Origin of the sequence: Frankia casuarinae (assembly GCF_000013345.1) — a bacterium.
Lineage (GTDB): Bacteria > Actinomycetota > Actinomycetes > Frankiales > Frankiaceae > Frankia > Frankia casuarinae.
In genome coordinates, this window is the sequence record NC_007777.1 from 2,654,270 (window position 1) to 2,669,752 (window position 15,483).

At 72.5% G+C, this 15,483-nt stretch carries 13 protein-coding genes; 9 read left to right on the forward strand and 4 right to left on the reverse strand.

Features of this window, described 5'->3' with window-relative positions; all coding sequences use genetic code 11:
- Positions 1–327: 327 nt before the first annotated feature.
- The 6 genes from FRANCCI3_RS11435 (at position 328) to FRANCCI3_RS11460 (ending at position 7,709) form a co-directional block, all read left to right on the forward strand.
- Entirely contained in the window at positions 328–2,688 is a 2,361-nt protein-coding gene (locus FRANCCI3_RS11435) for an HAD-IB family phosphatase (RefSeq protein WP_023841330.1), read from the forward strand.
- Entirely contained in the window at positions 2,685–3,833 is a 1,149-nt protein-coding gene (locus FRANCCI3_RS11440) for a zinc-dependent alcohol dehydrogenase (protein ID WP_011436691.1), read from the forward strand. The genes FRANCCI3_RS11435 and FRANCCI3_RS11440 overlap by 4 nt, the downstream gene beginning before the upstream one ends.
- Before the next feature lie 118 nt (positions 3,834–3,951).
- Positions 3,952–5,556 (forward strand): lactate racemase domain-containing protein, encoded by a 1,605-nt coding sequence (locus FRANCCI3_RS11445; protein WP_011436692.1) that lies wholly within the window; start codon positions 3,952–3,954, stop codon positions 5,554–5,556.
- A gap of 115 nt (positions 5,557–5,671) precedes the next feature.
- Positions 5,672–6,880 (forward strand): lysophospholipid acyltransferase family protein, encoded by a 1,209-nt coding sequence (locus tag FRANCCI3_RS11450; protein ID WP_011436693.1) that lies wholly within the window; start codon positions 5,672–5,674, stop codon positions 6,878–6,880.
- Between the two features lie 188 nt (positions 6,881–7,068).
- Positions 7,069–7,488, forward strand: coding sequence for a hypothetical protein (locus tag FRANCCI3_RS11455; protein WP_232235128.1), 420 nt, complete (start codon positions 7,069–7,071; stop codon positions 7,486–7,488).
- On the forward strand, positions 7,485–7,709 hold the full coding sequence (locus FRANCCI3_RS11460; protein ID WP_011436695.1) for a helix-turn-helix transcriptional regulator: 225 nt from the start codon (positions 7,485–7,487) through the stop codon (positions 7,707–7,709). Before FRANCCI3_RS11455 ends, FRANCCI3_RS11460 begins: the two co-directional genes overlap by 4 nt.
- A gap of 256 nt (positions 7,710–7,965) precedes the next feature.
- Here FRANCCI3_RS11460 and FRANCCI3_RS11465 read toward each other — a convergent pair whose 3' ends face one another.
- The gene (locus FRANCCI3_RS11465) at positions 7,966–9,315 is read right to left on the reverse strand and encodes an MFS transporter (protein ID WP_011436696.1); all 1,350 of its coding nucleotides are present in this window, start codon (positions 9,313–9,315) and stop codon (positions 7,966–7,968) included.
- Positions 9,316–9,418: 103 nt separating this feature from the next.
- Between FRANCCI3_RS11465 and FRANCCI3_RS11470 the strand changes: the two genes are divergently transcribed.
- On the forward strand, positions 9,419–9,997 hold the full coding sequence (locus tag FRANCCI3_RS11470; RefSeq protein WP_023841334.1) for a TetR/AcrR family transcriptional regulator: 579 nt from the start codon (positions 9,419–9,421) through the stop codon (positions 9,995–9,997).
- Here the strand turns inward: FRANCCI3_RS11470 and FRANCCI3_RS11475 are convergent.
- The gene (locus tag FRANCCI3_RS11475; RefSeq protein ID WP_011436698.1) at positions 9,982–10,428 is read right to left on the reverse strand and encodes a TM2 domain-containing protein; all 447 of its coding nucleotides are present in this window, start codon (positions 10,426–10,428) and stop codon (positions 9,982–9,984) included. The two genes, FRANCCI3_RS11470 and FRANCCI3_RS11475, sit on opposite strands and share 16 nt — an antisense overlap.
- Before the next feature lie 263 nt (positions 10,429–10,691).
- On the opposite strand from FRANCCI3_RS11475, the gene FRANCCI3_RS11480 reads away from it, so the two are divergent.
- Positions 10,692–10,964, forward strand: coding sequence for a hypothetical protein (locus tag FRANCCI3_RS11480; RefSeq protein ID WP_049760904.1), 273 nt, complete (start codon positions 10,692–10,694; stop codon positions 10,962–10,964).
- Between the two features lie 20 nt (positions 10,965–10,984).
- Here the strand turns inward: FRANCCI3_RS11480 and FRANCCI3_RS11485 are convergent, their stop codons facing one another.
- Together FRANCCI3_RS11485 and FRANCCI3_RS11490 are read right to left on the reverse strand one after the other, a co-directional pair.
- Entirely contained in the window at positions 10,985–11,935 is a 951-nt protein-coding gene (locus tag FRANCCI3_RS11485; RefSeq protein ID WP_011436700.1) for a hypothetical protein, read from the reverse strand.
- A gap of 874 nt (positions 11,936–12,809) precedes the next feature.
- Complete coding sequence (locus FRANCCI3_RS11490; protein ID WP_011436701.1) at positions 12,810–13,739, reverse strand: amidohydrolase family protein; 930 nt, start codon at positions 13,737–13,739, stop codon at positions 12,810–12,812.
- 196 nt (positions 13,740–13,935) lie between these two features.
- Here FRANCCI3_RS11490 and FRANCCI3_RS11495 point away from each other — a divergent pair, with 196 nt between their 5' ends.
- Entirely contained in the window at positions 13,936–15,453 is a 1,518-nt protein-coding gene (locus FRANCCI3_RS11495; protein WP_023841336.1) for a helix-turn-helix domain-containing protein, read from the forward strand.
- Positions 15,454–15,483 lie beyond the last annotated feature (30 nt).

Consider the following 15,483-nt stretch of genomic DNA (forward strand, 5'->3'; position numbering starts at 1 on the left):
GTGTTCGTCCGGTTGCCGATTGAGCGGGCGTGTTCGTCCGGCTGTCGCAGTGACGCGCAGGGTCATCTCGGCGGGTGGGTGGTGGGGCTGCCCGTCATGGCGCTGCCCTGGTGACGGTAGGTTTCCCTGCGTACCTCGGCGTGGGCACACGCAGGCGGTGCGCCGGTTGACGTCGCGGGGGCGGATCGTCGCCTACTGTTGCCCTCCGGGTGAGCTTCGGGTGGGCGGGTGCCCACCCGGACGAGCAGGGCCCAGGCGGCGCAGCGGTGCAGCGGATGCTCACCGGACGAGCAGGTGGCGGTGCAGGTGACGGCAGCGGAGGTCAGGGTGGGGCTGCGTGAGCGGCTCGCGGGCAGGCGGGTCCTGGTGACCGGGGTGACCGGGTTCGTCGGGGAGGCGCTGCTGGAACGGTTGCTGTCGGACTTCCCCGACACGGCGGTGGTGGCGCTGGTGCGGCCGCGGGGCAGTCACAGCGGGGCGGCGCGGCTGGCGCGGATGATGCGGAAGCCGGCGTTTCGCGGGTTGCGGGAGGGGTTGGGTGCGGCGGGGGTGGCGGCGCTGCTCGCCGAGCGGGTGGAGGTGATCGAGGGGGATCTGGCGTCGATGCCGGATCTGCCCGCCGACCTCGACGTGGTCATCCACTGTGCCGGGGAGGTGTCGTTCGACCCGCCGGTCGACGAGGCGTTCACCACGAACGTCGGTGGGGTGGCGGAGCTGCTGCGGGCGCTTGCGGCCGGGGGGGCCAGGCCTCATCTGGTGCATGTGTCGACGGCGTATGTGGCGGGGTTGCGTTCGGGGCACATCGCCGAGGGGCCGCTGGCCCATGACGTGGACTGGCGGGTCGAGTGGGATGCGGCGTCGCGGGTGCGCCAGCAGACCGAGGACGCCTCGCGGGCGCCGGAGTGTTCGGCGCGGTTTCGGGCGCAGGCGTCGCGGCGGTTCGCCGCCGCCGGGGCGCAGACGGTGTCGGCGGAGGCGGAGCGGCTGCGCCGGGCGTGGGTGGCGCGGCGGATGGTGACGGCCGGGGGTGAGCGGGCGCAGGTGCTGGGGTGGACGGATGCGTACACGTTCACCAAGGCGTTGGGTGAGCGGTATCTGGAGGATCATCACGGGGATCTGCCGTTGACGGTCGTCCGTCCCTCGATCATCGAGAGTGCGCTGCGCCGGCCGTTCCCGGGGTGGATCGAGGGGTTCAAGATGGCCGAGCCGCTGATCCTGGCCTATGGCCGCGGTGAGCTGCCGGACTTCCCCGCCTCCCCGGACGCGGTGGTGGACATCATCCCGGTGGATCTGGTTGTCAACGCGATCCTGGCGGCGGCGGCGGTGGTGCCGCCGGCGGACACCCCGGCCTATTACACGGTGTGTTCGGGTTTTCGTAATCCGTTGCTGTTTCGGGATCTGTACGCCTATGTGCGGGACTATTTCCAGGCCGATCCGTTGCCGCGGCGCGGTCGGGGGACGTTCGCGGTGCCGGAGTGGCCGTTCGCGGGGGCGGCGGCGGTGGAGGCGAAGCTGCGTCGCTCGGAGCGGCTGGTGGGGTTGGCGGGCCGGGCGTTGGAGCATGCCCCGCCCTCGGATCGGGTGCGCCGGTTTGCCGGGGAGCTGGAGCGGGCGGAGAGCCGGGTGGGGTTTCTGCGCCGCTACTCGGATGTGTACCGGGCGTACACGAAGGCGGAGCTGGTCTATGTCGACGACGCCACGGGTGCGTTGCACGCGGCGATGGATCCGGCCGATCAGGCGGAGTTCGGGTTTGATCCGGCGTGTTTCGACTGGCGGCACTATCTGCAGGACGTGCACTGCCCGGCGGTGACGGCGGTGCTGCGCCGGCCGCGTGATCCCGCGCCGCCGCGGCGGCTGTCGGGGCATCTGGCCGCCGGTGACGGGGTGCTGGCGGTGTTCGACCTGGATGGGGCGGTGGCGTCGGCGACGGTGATCGAGTCGTATCTGTGGATGCGGTTGGCGGACGCCTCGGCGCCGCGGCGGGTGCGGGAGCTTGCGTCGCTGGCGGTGGCGTTGCCGCGGTATGTGCGTGCGGAGCGTCGTGACCGGGGGCATCTGATGCGGTCGGTGTACGCGCGCTACGCGGGGGTGGATCCGGCGGAGTTGGAACGGCTGGTGGTGGAGGTCGCCGGGGACATTCTGCTGCGGCGGGTGAAACCGGCGGGGATCCGTCGGGTGCGTGAGCATCGGGCGGCGGGGCATCGCACGGTGCTGCTGACCGGGGCGGTGGAGGTGTTGACGCGGCCGTTCGCGCCGTTGTTCGACGATGTGGTCGCCGCGCGGCTGGAGGTGGGTGCGGATGGTCTGCTGACCGGCCGGTTGGAGTCCTCGCCGCTGGTCGGGGATGCGCGGGCGGCGTTCATTGATCATCATGCGCGGGTGTTGGGGGCGGATCTGGGGGTGTCGTGGGCGTATGCGGACAGCCAGTCGGATCTGCCGTTGCTGCGGGCGGTCGGTAACCCGGTGGCGGTGAACCCGGATCTCGCGTTGCATCAGGTGGCGCGGGGGGCGGGGTGGCCGATCGAGGAGTGGGCGTCGGCGGCCGGGGAGCCGCGTCTGGTCGTCGGGGACCGTCGGGAGCGTGGCCTGCGGGCCGCGGCGGCGCGGGCGGGGGCGGCGGCCTTGAGCTCAAGGCCAGGCCCGGGCACGGGGCCGGCGGGGGTCGTGGTGTCGGGGGGTGGGCGGTGACCCGCGGGTTGGAGCTGTATGCGTCGGTGTCGCGGCAGGCGGCGTCGCGGCTGGTCGGGGCGGGGCCGTCGGGGTGGTCGGGGCTGGCCGGGGTGGCGGCGCCGCTGCGCTATGTCGAGCATGGTGATCCGGTGGTGCCGGGTCCGGGGTGGGTGACGGTGCGGCCGCGGCTGGCGGGGATCAGCGGGTCGGATCTGGCGTTGGTGACGGGTCGGGTGTCGGCCTATCTGACGGCGATGGTGGGTCTGCCGTTCGTGCCGGGTCAGGAGGTCGTCGCCGAGGTGCAGGAGTCGGTGACGTTGGACGACGGGCGGGTGCTGGCGGCCGGGGACCGGGTCGTTGTCGATCCGGCGCCGGGCAGCGGTCCCGGGACCGGTGACGGCAGAGTCGGTGACGGCGGGTGGGCGCGGGGGGTGGGCGGCGGTGGGTGGAGCCGGGTGATGCTCGCCCACCGTGGGCAGCTGTGCCCGGTGCCCGCGACGTTGCCGGATGCCCGGGCGGTGCTCGTCGACCCGCTGGCCGCCGCGGTGCATGCCGTGGACCGGGCGCGGGTCGGCGCCGGGCAGCGGGTCCTCGTCGTCGGGGCGGGGGCGGCCGGGTTGTGCACGGTGCTTGCGTTGCGGGCCCATACCGAGGCGGGGCAGGTGGCGGTGGTGGCGAAGTATCCCCGCCAGGCGGAGCTGGCGCGCCGGTTCGGGGCGGACGTGGTGTTCGACCCGGACGGGGCGGTCGCCGGGGTGCGTCGGGCCACGCATGCGATGCGGGTGTCGCCGCGGGCGGGTGGGGCGTTCCTGCTCGGCGGGGTGGATGTCGCGTTCGACGCGGCGGGGCGGGCGTCGTCGTTGTCCACGGCGCTGCGCACGACCCGGGCGGGGGGGCGGGTGGTGCTTTCGGGTGTGCCCACGGGCCGGGTGGATCTGACGCCGCTGTGGGCGCGGGGGTTGGAGTTGGTGGGCGCGGCGCGGCGCGGCGCGGCGCCTTCGGTGCTGGCCCGGGCGTTCGCGTTGGCCGCCGGCGCCCCGTTGGACGGGGTGGTCGCGGCGACGTATCCGCTGACCCGCTGGCGGGAGGCGTTGGAGCACGCGTTGTGCGCGGGTCGGCTCGGTGCGGTGCGGATTGCGTTCGATCCGACGGTGGCGCTGTGAGCGGGCGTGCCGGGATCGGGCCGAGGGCCGGGGCGGGTGGGGTCATGGCGGGGCTGCGCCGCCGGGCGGGGCGCCAACACGGAGGGGTTGTCCCTTCGTGCCGGACGTGGAAGGGATCATGCTGGTGAGACCGGGGTTCGTGCTCGAGGTTGACGAGCGGACTCCCCCGCTGCTGGTGCACCAGGGTGAGGGCGTGCTGCTCGAGCAGTTCCCGCTCGGGACACGGGTGGTGTATCCGCCCGAGTCGCTGCCCGGGGTCGGTGACGTCGATGCGGCGATCGCCGCGGCGTTGGCGGCGCCGGTGGGCAGCGAGCCGCTGGCGGCGTTGCTGCGTCCGGGGATGCGGCTGACGATCAGTTTTGACGATCTGTCGACGCCGTTGCCGCGGATGCGTCGCCCGGATGTGCGGGGGCGGATCATCGAGGCGGTGCTGACGGCGGCGGCGGCGGCCGGTGTCGACGATGTGGCGCTGGTCGTGGCGAACGGGTTGAACCGGCGGTTGAGCGCCGGCGAGGTGGAGCGGATCGTCGGGGAGCGGGTGTTCCGCTCGTTCTGGCCCGGACAGTTGCGCAGCCATGACGCGGAGGATCCTGACAATCTCACCGTCGTGGGGGTGACCGACGCCGACGAGCAGGTGGAGGTTTCCCGCCGGGTCGCCGCCGCCGACCTGCTGGTGCACGTCGGGGTCGTGCAGAGCCCGGCGGCGGTCGGTGCGGGCGGGCTCGTGACCGGCCTGTCGTCGTATGCGACGCTGCGTCACGTGCACAGCGTCGCCGCGGCGGTCCGCCGCGTCGGCCTGCCCGGGGACGGCGCTGGCGGCGTCGGGGATGGGGGGGTTGGTGCGCCGCCGGGTCCGGCGGCGCGGATGGGTCGGCTGCTGTGCGAGGCGGTGCGGGTGTTCGCCGTCGCGGTGACGGTGAACGCCGCGACGGCGCCGGTGCACTATCCGTTCCTGACCCGCCGGGAGTGGGAGTGGTCGCTGGCCGATCAGGCGATGGCGGTCGGGCTGGGCCGTGGCCTGGAGCTGGTGGGGTCGCGGGCGCGCCGCCGGCTGCTGCGTGACTTCGCTGCCGACTATGCGGTCACCTCGGTGAGCGCGGGGGATCCTACGGCGGTCGCGGCGGTCGCGGCGGCGGCGGTCGACGCCCAGCAGCGGGTCACCGTCGATGGGCAAAGCGACGTCGTTGTCGTCGGGCTGGGCCCGTTCGGGCCGTTCGACGCGGGTGCGGTGGTCAACCCGGTGCTGGCGGCGCACGGCGCGCTCGGGGAGGTTTTCGGCCGGTACCGGGGGCGGCCGGTGGTCCGCGAGAACGGGGCGTTGATCGTCTACCATCCGCTGACGCCACGGTTCTCCCAGCTGCATCACCCCTCCTACGTGGACTTCTACGAGGAGGTGCTCGCCGAGTCGACCGAGGCTGCGACGGTGGAGGCGAAGTTCGAACGGCAGTACGCCACCGATCCCTGGTATGCGTCGCTGTATCGGACGTCGCTTGCTCATCACGGGGTGCATCCGTTCCACCGCTGGTATGAGGCGGCGCCGGCGATGGCCCATGTGGGGGATGTGGTGTGGGTGGGCGGTGATCGGGCGGCGTGCGCGCGGCTGGGGTTCCGGGCGGCGTCGACGTTGGCGGATGCGTTGGAGATGGTGTCGGGATCGGTGGGCCGTGATCCGTCTATCACCTATCTGCACTCCCCACCCCATCTGATCGCCGAAGTACGGTGACCGCGGGAGATGCGGGTCACGGATCGTGCGGTCGCCGGCTGGGACGCGGTGGCCATGCGCGGCGGAGCACAGGTGCCAGCGGTGGACCGGATCGGCAGGGGCAGAGGTGAACGGGATGGCGGGTAGGCCGCGACGGGGTGTGGGGCTGCGGGCGGTGCTGGCCGGGTGGCGGCCGGGGGGCCGCGGGCCGGTCCCGGGCAGCGCCGAGGCGCATCGGGTCCCCGAGGTGCCGCGGGAGTTCCCGACCGCGTGGGCGCGTCGCCCGGCGGCGCGGGCCGCCCGGGGGGTGTTTCTGCGTGGGGTGATGCGCCCGCTGCTGCGGACGACGCTGACGGTGGCGGTGCACGGTGCGGAGGCGTTCGACGGGGTCCGCGACACCCCGGTGATCATCGTGTCGAATCACAGCAGTCATCTGGACGCCCCGCTGCTGTTGTGCACGGTGCCCGGGTGGGTGCGGGCGCGTACGGTGGTGACGGCGGCGGCGGACTATTTCTTCGACAGTGCCTGGCGGGGGGCGTCGAGTGCGTTCGCGTTCGCGACGGTGCCGATCGAACGGCACGGTGGGGCGCCGTCGGCGACGCCGATGAACCTGCTGGGGGACGGCTGGAACCTGGTGATCTTCCCGGAGGGGACGCGGTCGCGGGACGGGGCGCGGGGCCGGTTCCGGTTGGGGGCCGCCTATCTGGCGATCAACGCGGGGGTGCCGGTGGTTCCGGTGGGGCTGCGGGGTGCGTACGCGGCGATGCCGCGGGGACGGTCCTGGCCGGTGGCGGGCCGTCCGCCGGTGTCGGTGCGGTTCGGCCGGCCGATGCGCCCCGCGCCGGGTGAGGATGTGCGGGCGTTCACCGCGCGGCTGGCCGCCGAGGTCGACCGGCTCTGCGCCGAGGACGCGACCTCCTGGTGGGAGGCGACGCGGGCGGCCTTCGCCTCGGGTCTGCCCGGTGCGGCTGGTCTGCCCGGTGCGGCTGGTCTGCCCGATACGGCTGGGACGGCTGAGGAGGCGCGGGTCGGGGATGCGGCGCAGGTGCCGGCGGCGCGCTCGGCCCCGGACGTCGCAGCGACCCCGGCGGGGTCCGAGCCGGCGGGCCGCACCGCCGGGGACCCCGGCGGTGCGGCCGGTGGTGGGGGCTTCCCCGGTCGGACCAGCCCGCGGGCGGTCCCCCGACCGGGTGGGACGGGTGGGACGGGTGGGGCCGCGGGGTCGGCGGCGGTCTCCGCGCGGCTGCGTGGCGCCCCGAACACCCCGACGGCGCGGTGGCGGCGGATCTGGGCGGCGACCGAGCCGGCGCCGCGCCCCGGGTCGCGTTCCCCCTGGCGGCGTTAGAACCGGGCCGCGGCTTGGCCCGGCGAGGTCGAGGATGGCCAGAGCGCGGGGCCGGTCTGCGCGAGATGGGCCAGGTAGGCGCGCGGGGACACCACGCCGGTCTCCTCTCACTCCTCCTACGTTGACGCCCAGGGCCGCCTATGACAAGCAAACTTGACTTTATGGAAAGTCGACTTTACATTCATGCCATGACCGATGACATGACCGATGAGACGCGGCGGGACAACGTGACACGCGCCGCCCGCAGGGCGATCTTCCTGGACGGTCTCCCCGTCGCCACCCTCGGCGGGATCGCTCTGGCCCTGGGCAGCGGCCCCGACCAGACCGCCGCCCAGAAGGCCTGGTGGCTGGGGGCCAGCGGCGCGTTCACGCTCGCCGTGGCATGGGTACTGCTGCGCGCCTTCCGCCGCGCCGACGAGTACCAGCGCAAGATCCAAGTGGAGAGCATGGCGATTACCTTCGCGGCAGTCCTGGTAGGGCTTCAGCTAGCCGCCCTGCTCGACGCCGCCGGCATCGTCCAGCTACGCCAGCTCACCCAGATAATCACCATCGGCGGCGTGGCGATGTGGCTGCTGATCGCAGACCTGCGCACCCGTCTACGCCGATGAAGAACCGGCTGCGCGTGCTGCGGGCGGAACGCCGGTGGAGCCAGGCCTACCTGGCCGACCGATGCCGGGTATCCCGGCAGACCATCAACGCGATCGAGACCGAACGGTACGACCCCAGTCTTCTCCTGGCATTCACCCTCGCCGACATCTTCAGCCTGGCCATCGAGGAGATCTTCATCCCCGACCGGTCAGGGACAACCACCGCCACCGACCGGCCCTGAGCTCGACCTCGGCCAACGCGCCCCAGCCACTCCAACATCGACACCCCGCTCCGTCGACAGATCGCCGATCACCGGCACGCACCGGCAGCACCGGTGACCACAGCGGTCCTGCCCTCCACCGCAAACAGCTCACCCGGACCAGCAACCTCGGGCCGCGCCCATGCCTCCTGCATGCCGCATCCCGCACTTCACGCTGCTGGCGTATCCCCAGTAGTCGGGACGCTGGCCGAAGACCGGCGGCTGATCCGCCGGACCGTCAGGCGCCGGGCGCCGGGCGCCGGGCGCGGGTGAGCAGGCCGAGAAGCGCCAGCGCGGCGAGGGCCATGACGACCAGGCCGTACCCGCGGGCGGTGGGCAGCAGCCCGTGGTGGGTGACCAGGTAGCCGGCGACGACCGCGGGGACGCCGAAGGCGAGGTAGCACAGCACGTAGACGGTCGAGAGCAGGCCGGCGCGTTCGTGCGGGGCGACCAGGGGGATCAGGACGCGCAGGCCGCCCTGGAAACCGGCGCCGAGACCGATACCGGCCAGCGTGGTGCCGACGAAGAACGTCGGGGTGGAGGGAAGGTCCGCGCCGAGCAGGGTGACACCGACGCCGACGAGCAGGCCCAGGGCACCGAGGAACATCACGGTACGGGCAGCGGTGTCGCGCAGGAGCAGCACCGTCAGGGCCGCGGTCACGGTGAGGGCGAAGACCGCGAGACCTCCCAGCACGACCCAGCGGGAGTCGACGACGAGACGGGCCAGGCTCGGGCCGAGGGAGAGGTAGAACCCGCTCAGGGCCCAGGATGCGACCAGGCAGGGCGCGGCGATCAGCAGGTCGCGGCGGGCGGCGGCGGGTACGCCGATGGTCGGGCGCAGCGACGCGAGCGCTCCGGGGATGCGCGGTGCGGTCTCGGGCATCGCCGCGACCCCGACCGCCTGGGCGAGCACGATCGCGCACAGCACCAGGTAGACCAGACGGGTGGGAGCGGGCAGGTAGGCCACGAGCAGACTGGACCCGAGGGCGCCCAGGGCCAGGCCGGTGAACGGGCCGACTCCGTTGGCCAGGGTGCCGCGGGCCCGGTCGAGGTCGAGCAGGCCGGCGCCGAGGGCGCCACTGGCGGCGCCGGTCGCCAGGCCCTGCAGAACGCGGCCGACGGTCAGTTCCCCCACCCCGCCGGCGGTGGCGAACACCGCCAGGGCGGCGGCGAGCAGCAGCGAGGAGGCGAGCAGCACCGGACGGCGCCCGATGTGGTCGGAGAGGGCTCCGACGGTGAGCAGCGCAGCGAGGACGGCCAGGGCGTACACGGCGAACACGACGGTCACGGTGATCGGGGAGAACCCCCAGCGGGCCTGGTAGACCGGGTAGAGGGGGGTGGGGGCCGAGGACGCGGCGAGGAACGAGCCGATCATCGACGTCTGCAGGAGGAATCCGGCGCGCGGGGACAGCCTGCCCCGGTGGGGCGCCGCGCCCGGGTCGGACGGGGCGTCGCGGGCCGCGGCCTGCCGCGGCAGGGCCACCGCCGGTACCGGGGCGGTGGCCGAGGACGGGGTCCCGTAACCGGCGGCGCCGGTCTGGCCGGTCTGGTCGGCGGGAAGGCCGGTGGCGATGGGTTGGGAGGACATCGGGTTTCCCTTCACCGGACAGCTAAAGCTAAGATTTTGCGTTAGCGCCCGACGGTACCCTCGGCCCGACGTTAACGCAAAGGATGTGCGTTAGGCTGGATGCGTGAGTCCGTCCGAGGGTCCGCGGCCCGGGGGGCGTAGCGCGCGGGTCCAGCAGTCCGTGCATGCCGCGGCGCGCGCGCTGCAGGCCGAGCGGGGTCGGCACGAGATCACGGTGCCGCTGGTCGCCGCCCGGGCGGGGGTGACCGCCTCCACCGTCTACCGGCGCTGGGGGGATCTGACCGAGCTGCTCGCCGACGTCGCCGCCGAGCGGCTGCGCCCGGAGACCCCGCCGGTGGACACCGGGTCGCTGCGCGGCGATCTCGCCGCCTACTGCGAGCAGTACCTGGAGGAGATGTCCTCCCCCGCGGGCCGGGCGTTCCTGCGCGACCTGGTCGCTTCCTGCGGCGACGACCGGCCGGCGTGCCGCTGTGACCTGTACATCCGCGAGCAGATCGGGGTCATCGTCGAACGGGCCGCGCGTCGCGGTGAACCCACCCCCGGGGTTGGTGAGATCGTCGAGGGAGTCATGGCGCCGATGATGTACCGCATCCTGTTCGTCGCCGACCCGGTCGATCTCGCCGACGCCCGCCGGTTGGTGGACGCCCTACTCGCCCGCGGCGGTGGTCAGCCGCGCGGGTAGCCGAGCCGGGTGTTGTACTCCTGGACCGCCGAGGCGGAGCTGACCATGGCGATCACCCACACGATGAACCACACCGGAACGGTGATGATCAGTGTGATGATGAAGAAGGAGAACATCCACAGGAACAGGTCGGCGATCAGAAGCACGACACCCGTGGTGGTCTTGCCGGCGTAGATGTGGCCCACGCCCAGCCACAGGAAGGTCAGCAGCAGCGCGACCGCGACCGACTTCGGCGGTACCGGCGGGTAGCCCTGGCCCGGGCCGGGGCCCGGGAAGGGTTGCGGCGGGCCGATCGGATACGGCGTCGGACCCGGCCCGCCGGCCTGGCCGTGAGGCGGCGGCTGTCCGTACGGCTCGTATCCGTACGGCTCGTAGTATCCGGCCGGCCCGGGCTGCTGCGGTTGCCGGTGCGGATCGTCCCACCTTGTCATGTGACCCCCGATCTTGTCGGTGCACACTGTAACAGGATCATCCGGTTACGTGAATGGACCGGAATACCGGAACCGCGATCGGCATCCCCAACCTTCAGGAATGTGACATTCACCACACAAAGATCGTTATGTGGATAAACCTGTCGACAAGCCGGTGGGTAACCTGCCGCGACCCTGTGGATGTCCTGTGGGGCGATGCTGATCCCGGATTCGCCGAGAAGTCAAGATGTTGCGGTGCGTACCGGCCGCGATATCACTGGAGTATGGCTCTGGCGCATCTGACTTCTCGTCCGACCACCACCGCCCGGCCCGCCGTGCCCGCCGTGCCGGGCAGCGCGCCCGCGCTGCCTCCCAGCGTCGCCCGGGTCGCCGCCCGCACCCGGCTGTCCGCCGAGCTGCTGGCGGCGATCCTGGAGGTCGAGCGGCGCACGCGGGCCACCCTCGAGGACATCGAACGCGCCGACGCGCTGGCCGAACGGCTGCTCGTGCGCCGCGGTGCGCGGCTGCGCGCCGCGGCCGGCCGCCCGGCCCGGTGACCTGCTCCCCCGGGCTCGGCTCAGGCGGCGCCGGCCCGCCGCGAGGCGCGCTCGGCGTGCGCCGAGGTGAGCATCAGGATCTCGTTCATCCTCAGGGTGAGCACCCGCGACGGGTGCTTGTCGAGGATGTCCTCCACCTCGAGGAGGGCGGCTTGGGCCACCGCGGGATCGCGGCGCAGCGTGGTGGCGGCGAGCGACGCCAGCGCCCAGCCGCGGTCGAGGGTCGCCGGGGTGGTCAGGTCGATCGCGGTGTAGGCGGCGGACCGCGCCCCGGGCATCCCGAGGCGGGCCATCGCGTCGGCGACGACGCAGGCCTCCCGGACCTCGTCGAAGGGGGGCCAGCCGGGATGGCGCAGGCCGAGCACGGTCGGCCGGTGGCGCAGTCGGTTCAGGGCGGCGTCGAGGGCTGCCTCGTCGCCGGTGGCCGCGGCGACGGTGACCTGCACCGCCGCCGCCCAGCCGTGCAGGTAGGGATGGTCGACGGCGGCCGCCTTGGCCGCGGCGTTGCCGGCGGCGGCGTAGCGTCCGGTGACGAAGGCGATCGCCGCGTCCAGGCTGTGCGCGGTGCCGGTGAGCAGCCGGTCGTCGAGCTGGGCGGCGAACTGCTCGGTGAGGGTCGCGAACCGCCGCGCCGAGGTGTCGTCGCCGGTGTCGACGGCCAGCATCCCGAGGGAGAACGACAAGTAGCCGGCGACCCGGGTCAGTTCGGCGTGCACCGTCGGGGACAGCCGCCGTCCCAGGGCGGCCTGGACCCGCCGCCAGTCGGCGATGACCGGGCCCACCAGCGTCGTGTGTGGGGCGGAGAACAGGGTCGTGGCGTACCGGTGCAGCCGGTCGTCGAGTTCGGTGAGCGTCACCGGATCGGGATCGGCGAAGGTGATCTCCCGGGAGAGTACCGCCGCGGCCCGTCCGGCGGACGCCAGACCGAGCCGGTCCGAGGCCCGGGTGGGCGACAGTTCCAGGCCGTTCATGACCATCCCCTCACGTTCCGCACCGGCGCCTCGTGGCGCACCGGTCACAGCCCGGCGACGGATGTCCGACCGGGCGGGGACCATGCTTCGTTGCGTCGTCCCGTGGCTGGGGCCGCCGCCGGTCGGCACGGCCGGCCGTACGCCGATGATGCTGATGAACCCGCACGGTTCACCCCAGTGCGTAGCTGATCCGGCAAACACTGTGACCAGTCGCAAGCTACCGCGCAAGAGGGGGGTTGTGTACAGCGGTTTGACAGATTGATCAGAGTCTGCTCCTGGTCTGGCCCGGACAGCTCGGACGTTCCCGATGATCGAGCTCGGGGTCCGTCCCCGCCGTGCCCGCCCCCGCCGGTGAGGTGGTCGCGGCGCAGGTCAGGCAGGTCGGGGGGTGCGGTGTTCCCGGTCGTCGAGCCATCGGTCCAGATCCTGTTCCCTCGACGCCCCGCCGTCGCCGCCAATCCGCGATCCGTCGGATAACTCACAGGCGGACAACTCACCTGCCAGGGCAAGCCTCGCCTCCCCGTGGCCGGGCCACCCTGCCGATAGGGAGAAACTGTGGTAGGGAGAGGCAGTGGATCTCCGCGGGCAGACCGCACTGATCATCGGTGCGTCGACGGGCATCGGCGCCGTCTTCGCCCGCGAGTTCGCCGCCCGGGGCGCCGACCTCGTGCTCGTCAACCTCGTGCTCGTCGCGCGCGGCGAGGACCGGTTGCGCGCGAACGCCGCCGAGATCACCCGGCGCAACGCGCTGCTGGCCCGGGGTGGGCGGCTGCTGCCGCGGCGGGCGCTGATCCGGATCCCAGCTCCGGGTCGACGACCTGGTCCAGCTGCCGTCGTACGTCGGCCTCGGTCAGGACGGCTGACGCGACGGTCATCACGCGCCTGCCAGCCGCAGCTCGGCCGGCACCGGGAGGTCGTACATCTTGGCGGCGTTGAGCCCGAGGATCTTCTTCTTCTGCTCCGTGGTGATGGGTGCGTACCCCATGTCCTCGGGGAACTGCCAGTCGACGAAACTCTCGATGAGCCACTTGGGCGTCCAGATCGCGTAGTCGGAGGAGAACTGGATCTTGTCCTCGCCGATCCAGTAGAGAAGTTCGCCCATGACCTGGGCGAAGTAGCGCGGCTTCGAGTACATGAAGTGCATGACCACCGCGAGTCCGCCGTATACGTTGGTCTCCTGGGTCGCGATCCAGCAGAAGTCCTCCAGCCGGGGCATCCCCACGTGCTCCACAATGAAGTTCAGGTCTTCGAAATCGCTTGCGACGTGGTCGATGTCGGCGACGTCGAACGCGTCGCGGTCCAGCGGCTTGATGGTCGGTCCCTTGTGGACGTGGATGTTCTTGATGCCTAACTCCTGGCAGGCCTCCAGGTACCGATAAGCCCAGGGATCGGTCAGCTTCCATCCGCGCGAGCCGCCTTTCCACTCCGCGGTGTAGAGCTTGACCCCCTTGAGACCGAACCTCTCGGCGTCGGCGCGGAGCTGGTCGAGGCCGGCCTCGCCGTTGCGCGGATCCCAGTTGTGGTTGTAGGTCAGCTTGTCGGGGTGGGCCTGGGTGAGCGCGAACGCCTCTTCGGTCTGCCCGAACCCGTTGGTGTAGAACTCCCCGAGGTAGGCGGGTTGGAAGATGGCGTGGTCGACGTACCCGGTCTCGAACACATCCTTCATCAGCCGCTCGCCGCCCTGGTAGTAGAAGCAGTCGATGAACTGCTTGCCGTGGACGTTGCGCTGGTTCTCCGGGCGCCCGTCCCACAACGCGATGTGGGCGTCCACGATGAAGTAGTTCTCACCGTCCTTGGCGTACATCCTGGTCCTCCTCCGGCCCACGGCCATCGCGGGCCTGTCGGGAGGCTAGTGCCCACGTGGGGGGAGAGGTCCCGGGGTCGATGTCTCATTGTGGGATGACCGAATGTCCCAAACTGAGACACGCGCGGCCGTGCCAGGGACGAGGCTGGCGCCTACGCTTATGACCTGGATCACAGCGGGGCTTTCAGGGAGTGTCATGCCCGACGACGTCATCCCGGCACGTGCCCGCGGGTTCGCGGCCGAGGCGCGCGCGGGGCGCGACCACACCCGGTCGGACGTCTCCTGCCGGCTGATGGCCTCCTGGCAGCGCAGCGAGGAGTACGGCGTCTCCCTCGACGACGTCGACCCGGTCTTCTCCGGCACGATCGACCAGAGCTCGCTGTTCTACGACAGCGGCCGCGAGGTGCTGGCCAGCCTCCACCGGACGCTGGCCGCGGAGCCCGTCAGCCTGATGTTGACCGACGCGGACGGCTTGGTGCTCAACCGTCTCAGCGGGGACACCAGCCTCCTGCGCGCGCTGGACCGGGTCCACCTCGCGCCGGGCTTCTCCTACGCCGAGCGGGTGGTGGGTACGACGGGACTCGGGCTCGCGCTGGCGGACCGCGCCCCGTCCCTGGTGCGGGCCGAGGAGCACTACGCCGTCGGGCTGTGCTGCTACACCTGCGCCGCGGCGCCGGTGCTCCACCCAGGGACCGGACGCCTCGAGGGCTCGGTCAACCTGACGACCTGGTCGGAGTCGTCGAGCAACCTGCTGCTCGCGCTGGCTGAGTCCGCCGCGCAGCACACGACGGACCTGATGCGGTTGCGGTCCGGGGGCGTCACGGGTGGCCGCCCGCGCCCACGCGGCGAGGTGTTCCGGGTGGAAAGCCCGCGCGCGGAGCCCGGGGCCGGCAGTCTGCACGACCTCTCCGGCTCCTGGCGCCGTGCGGTGTCACTGGCAGAGGCGGGCCTGCGCGACGGGCGGGTCGTGGCCTGTGTCGGCGAGCCGGGCAGTGGCCGTACGACGGCGCTCGCGCAGGCCCTGCGCCGGGCCTTTCCGCGCTACCGCATCCTGGCCGCGAGCAACCCGGCAGCGGCGGACGTCGAGCCGTGGCTGTCCCTGTGGACCCCGGAGCTGACGAAGGCGAGCACGGCGGTCATCGTGCGCGACGTCGACCTGCTCCCCCTGTGGGTGGCCGAACAGGTGCGGGACCGGGTGCTCAGGGCCCGGGTCGAGGCGCGATCGGGCGCAGCCGACCCGGCGGGCTGCCTACCCTTCGTGATCACGGTAGAGCGGTTCGAGGATATCCCGGCCGCACTGCGCGCGATCGTTGACGGGATCGTCCCGGTCGCACCGCTGCGCCAACGGCCCGAGGACATCGGGCCGTTGGCGCGGGTGGCGGCCCTGCGGGCACGGGGCCGCGAGGTGGATCTGACCCCGGCGGCCGAACGCGCCCTGTCCGACCATCGTTGGCCGGGCAACGTCGAGCAGCTGATGCAGGTCGTCAAGAAACTGGCTCGCCGCCACGACCCGATCGACGTCGGACACCTCCCGGCCGAGGTGCTCTCGCACGGCCGCCACCGGCTGACGCGACTGGAGACGTTCGAGCGGGACGAGATCGTGCGGGCTCTGAACGACCCGTCCCTCACCATGGCCGAGGCAGCCGAGCGGGTCGGCCTGAGCCGGTCCACGCTCTACCGGCGGATCGCCCAGTACGGCATCCGGGTCAGGTAGCCGCTCAGCCCGGACTCACCGGGCCGCGAC

What these genes read in the sequence shown, in the direction of transcription:
- FRANCCI3_RS11445 (WP_011436692.1), top strand. Translation starts at nt 3,952, where the DNA reads ATGCTGGTGAGACCGGGGTTCGTGCTCGAGGTTGACGAGCGGACTCCC.
- FRANCCI3_RS11450 (WP_011436693.1), top strand. Translation starts at nt 5,672, where the DNA reads ATGGCGGGTAGGCCGCGACGGGGTGTGGGGCTGCGGGCGGTGCTGGCC.
- FRANCCI3_RS11455 (WP_232235128.1), top strand. Translation starts at nt 7,069, where the DNA reads ATGACCGATGACATGACCGATGAGACGCGGCGGGACAACGTGACACGC.
- FRANCCI3_RS11460 (WP_011436695.1), top strand. Translation starts at nt 7,485, where the DNA reads ATGAAGAACCGGCTGCGCGTGCTGCGGGCGGAACGCCGGTGGAGCCAG.
- FRANCCI3_RS11465 (WP_011436696.1), bottom strand. Translation starts at nt 9,315, where the DNA reads ATGTCCTCCCAACCCATCGCCACCGGCCTTCCCGCCGACCAGACCGGC.
- FRANCCI3_RS11475 (WP_011436698.1), bottom strand. Translation starts at nt 10,428, where the DNA reads ATGACAAGGTGGGACGATCCGCACCGGCAACCGCAGCAGCCCGGGCCG.
- FRANCCI3_RS11480 (WP_049760904.1), top strand. Translation starts at nt 10,692, where the DNA reads ATGGCTCTGGCGCATCTGACTTCTCGTCCGACCACCACCGCCCGGCCC.
- FRANCCI3_RS11485 (WP_011436700.1), bottom strand. Translation starts at nt 11,935, where the DNA reads ATGAACGGCCTGGAACTGTCGCCCACCCGGGCCTCGGACCGGCTCGGT.
- FRANCCI3_RS11490 (WP_011436701.1), bottom strand. Translation starts at nt 13,739, where the DNA reads ATGTACGCCAAGGACGGTGAGAACTACTTCATCGTGGACGCCCACATC.
- FRANCCI3_RS11495 (WP_023841336.1), top strand. Translation starts at nt 13,936, where the DNA reads ATGCCCGACGACGTCATCCCGGCACGTGCCCGCGGGTTCGCGGCCGAG.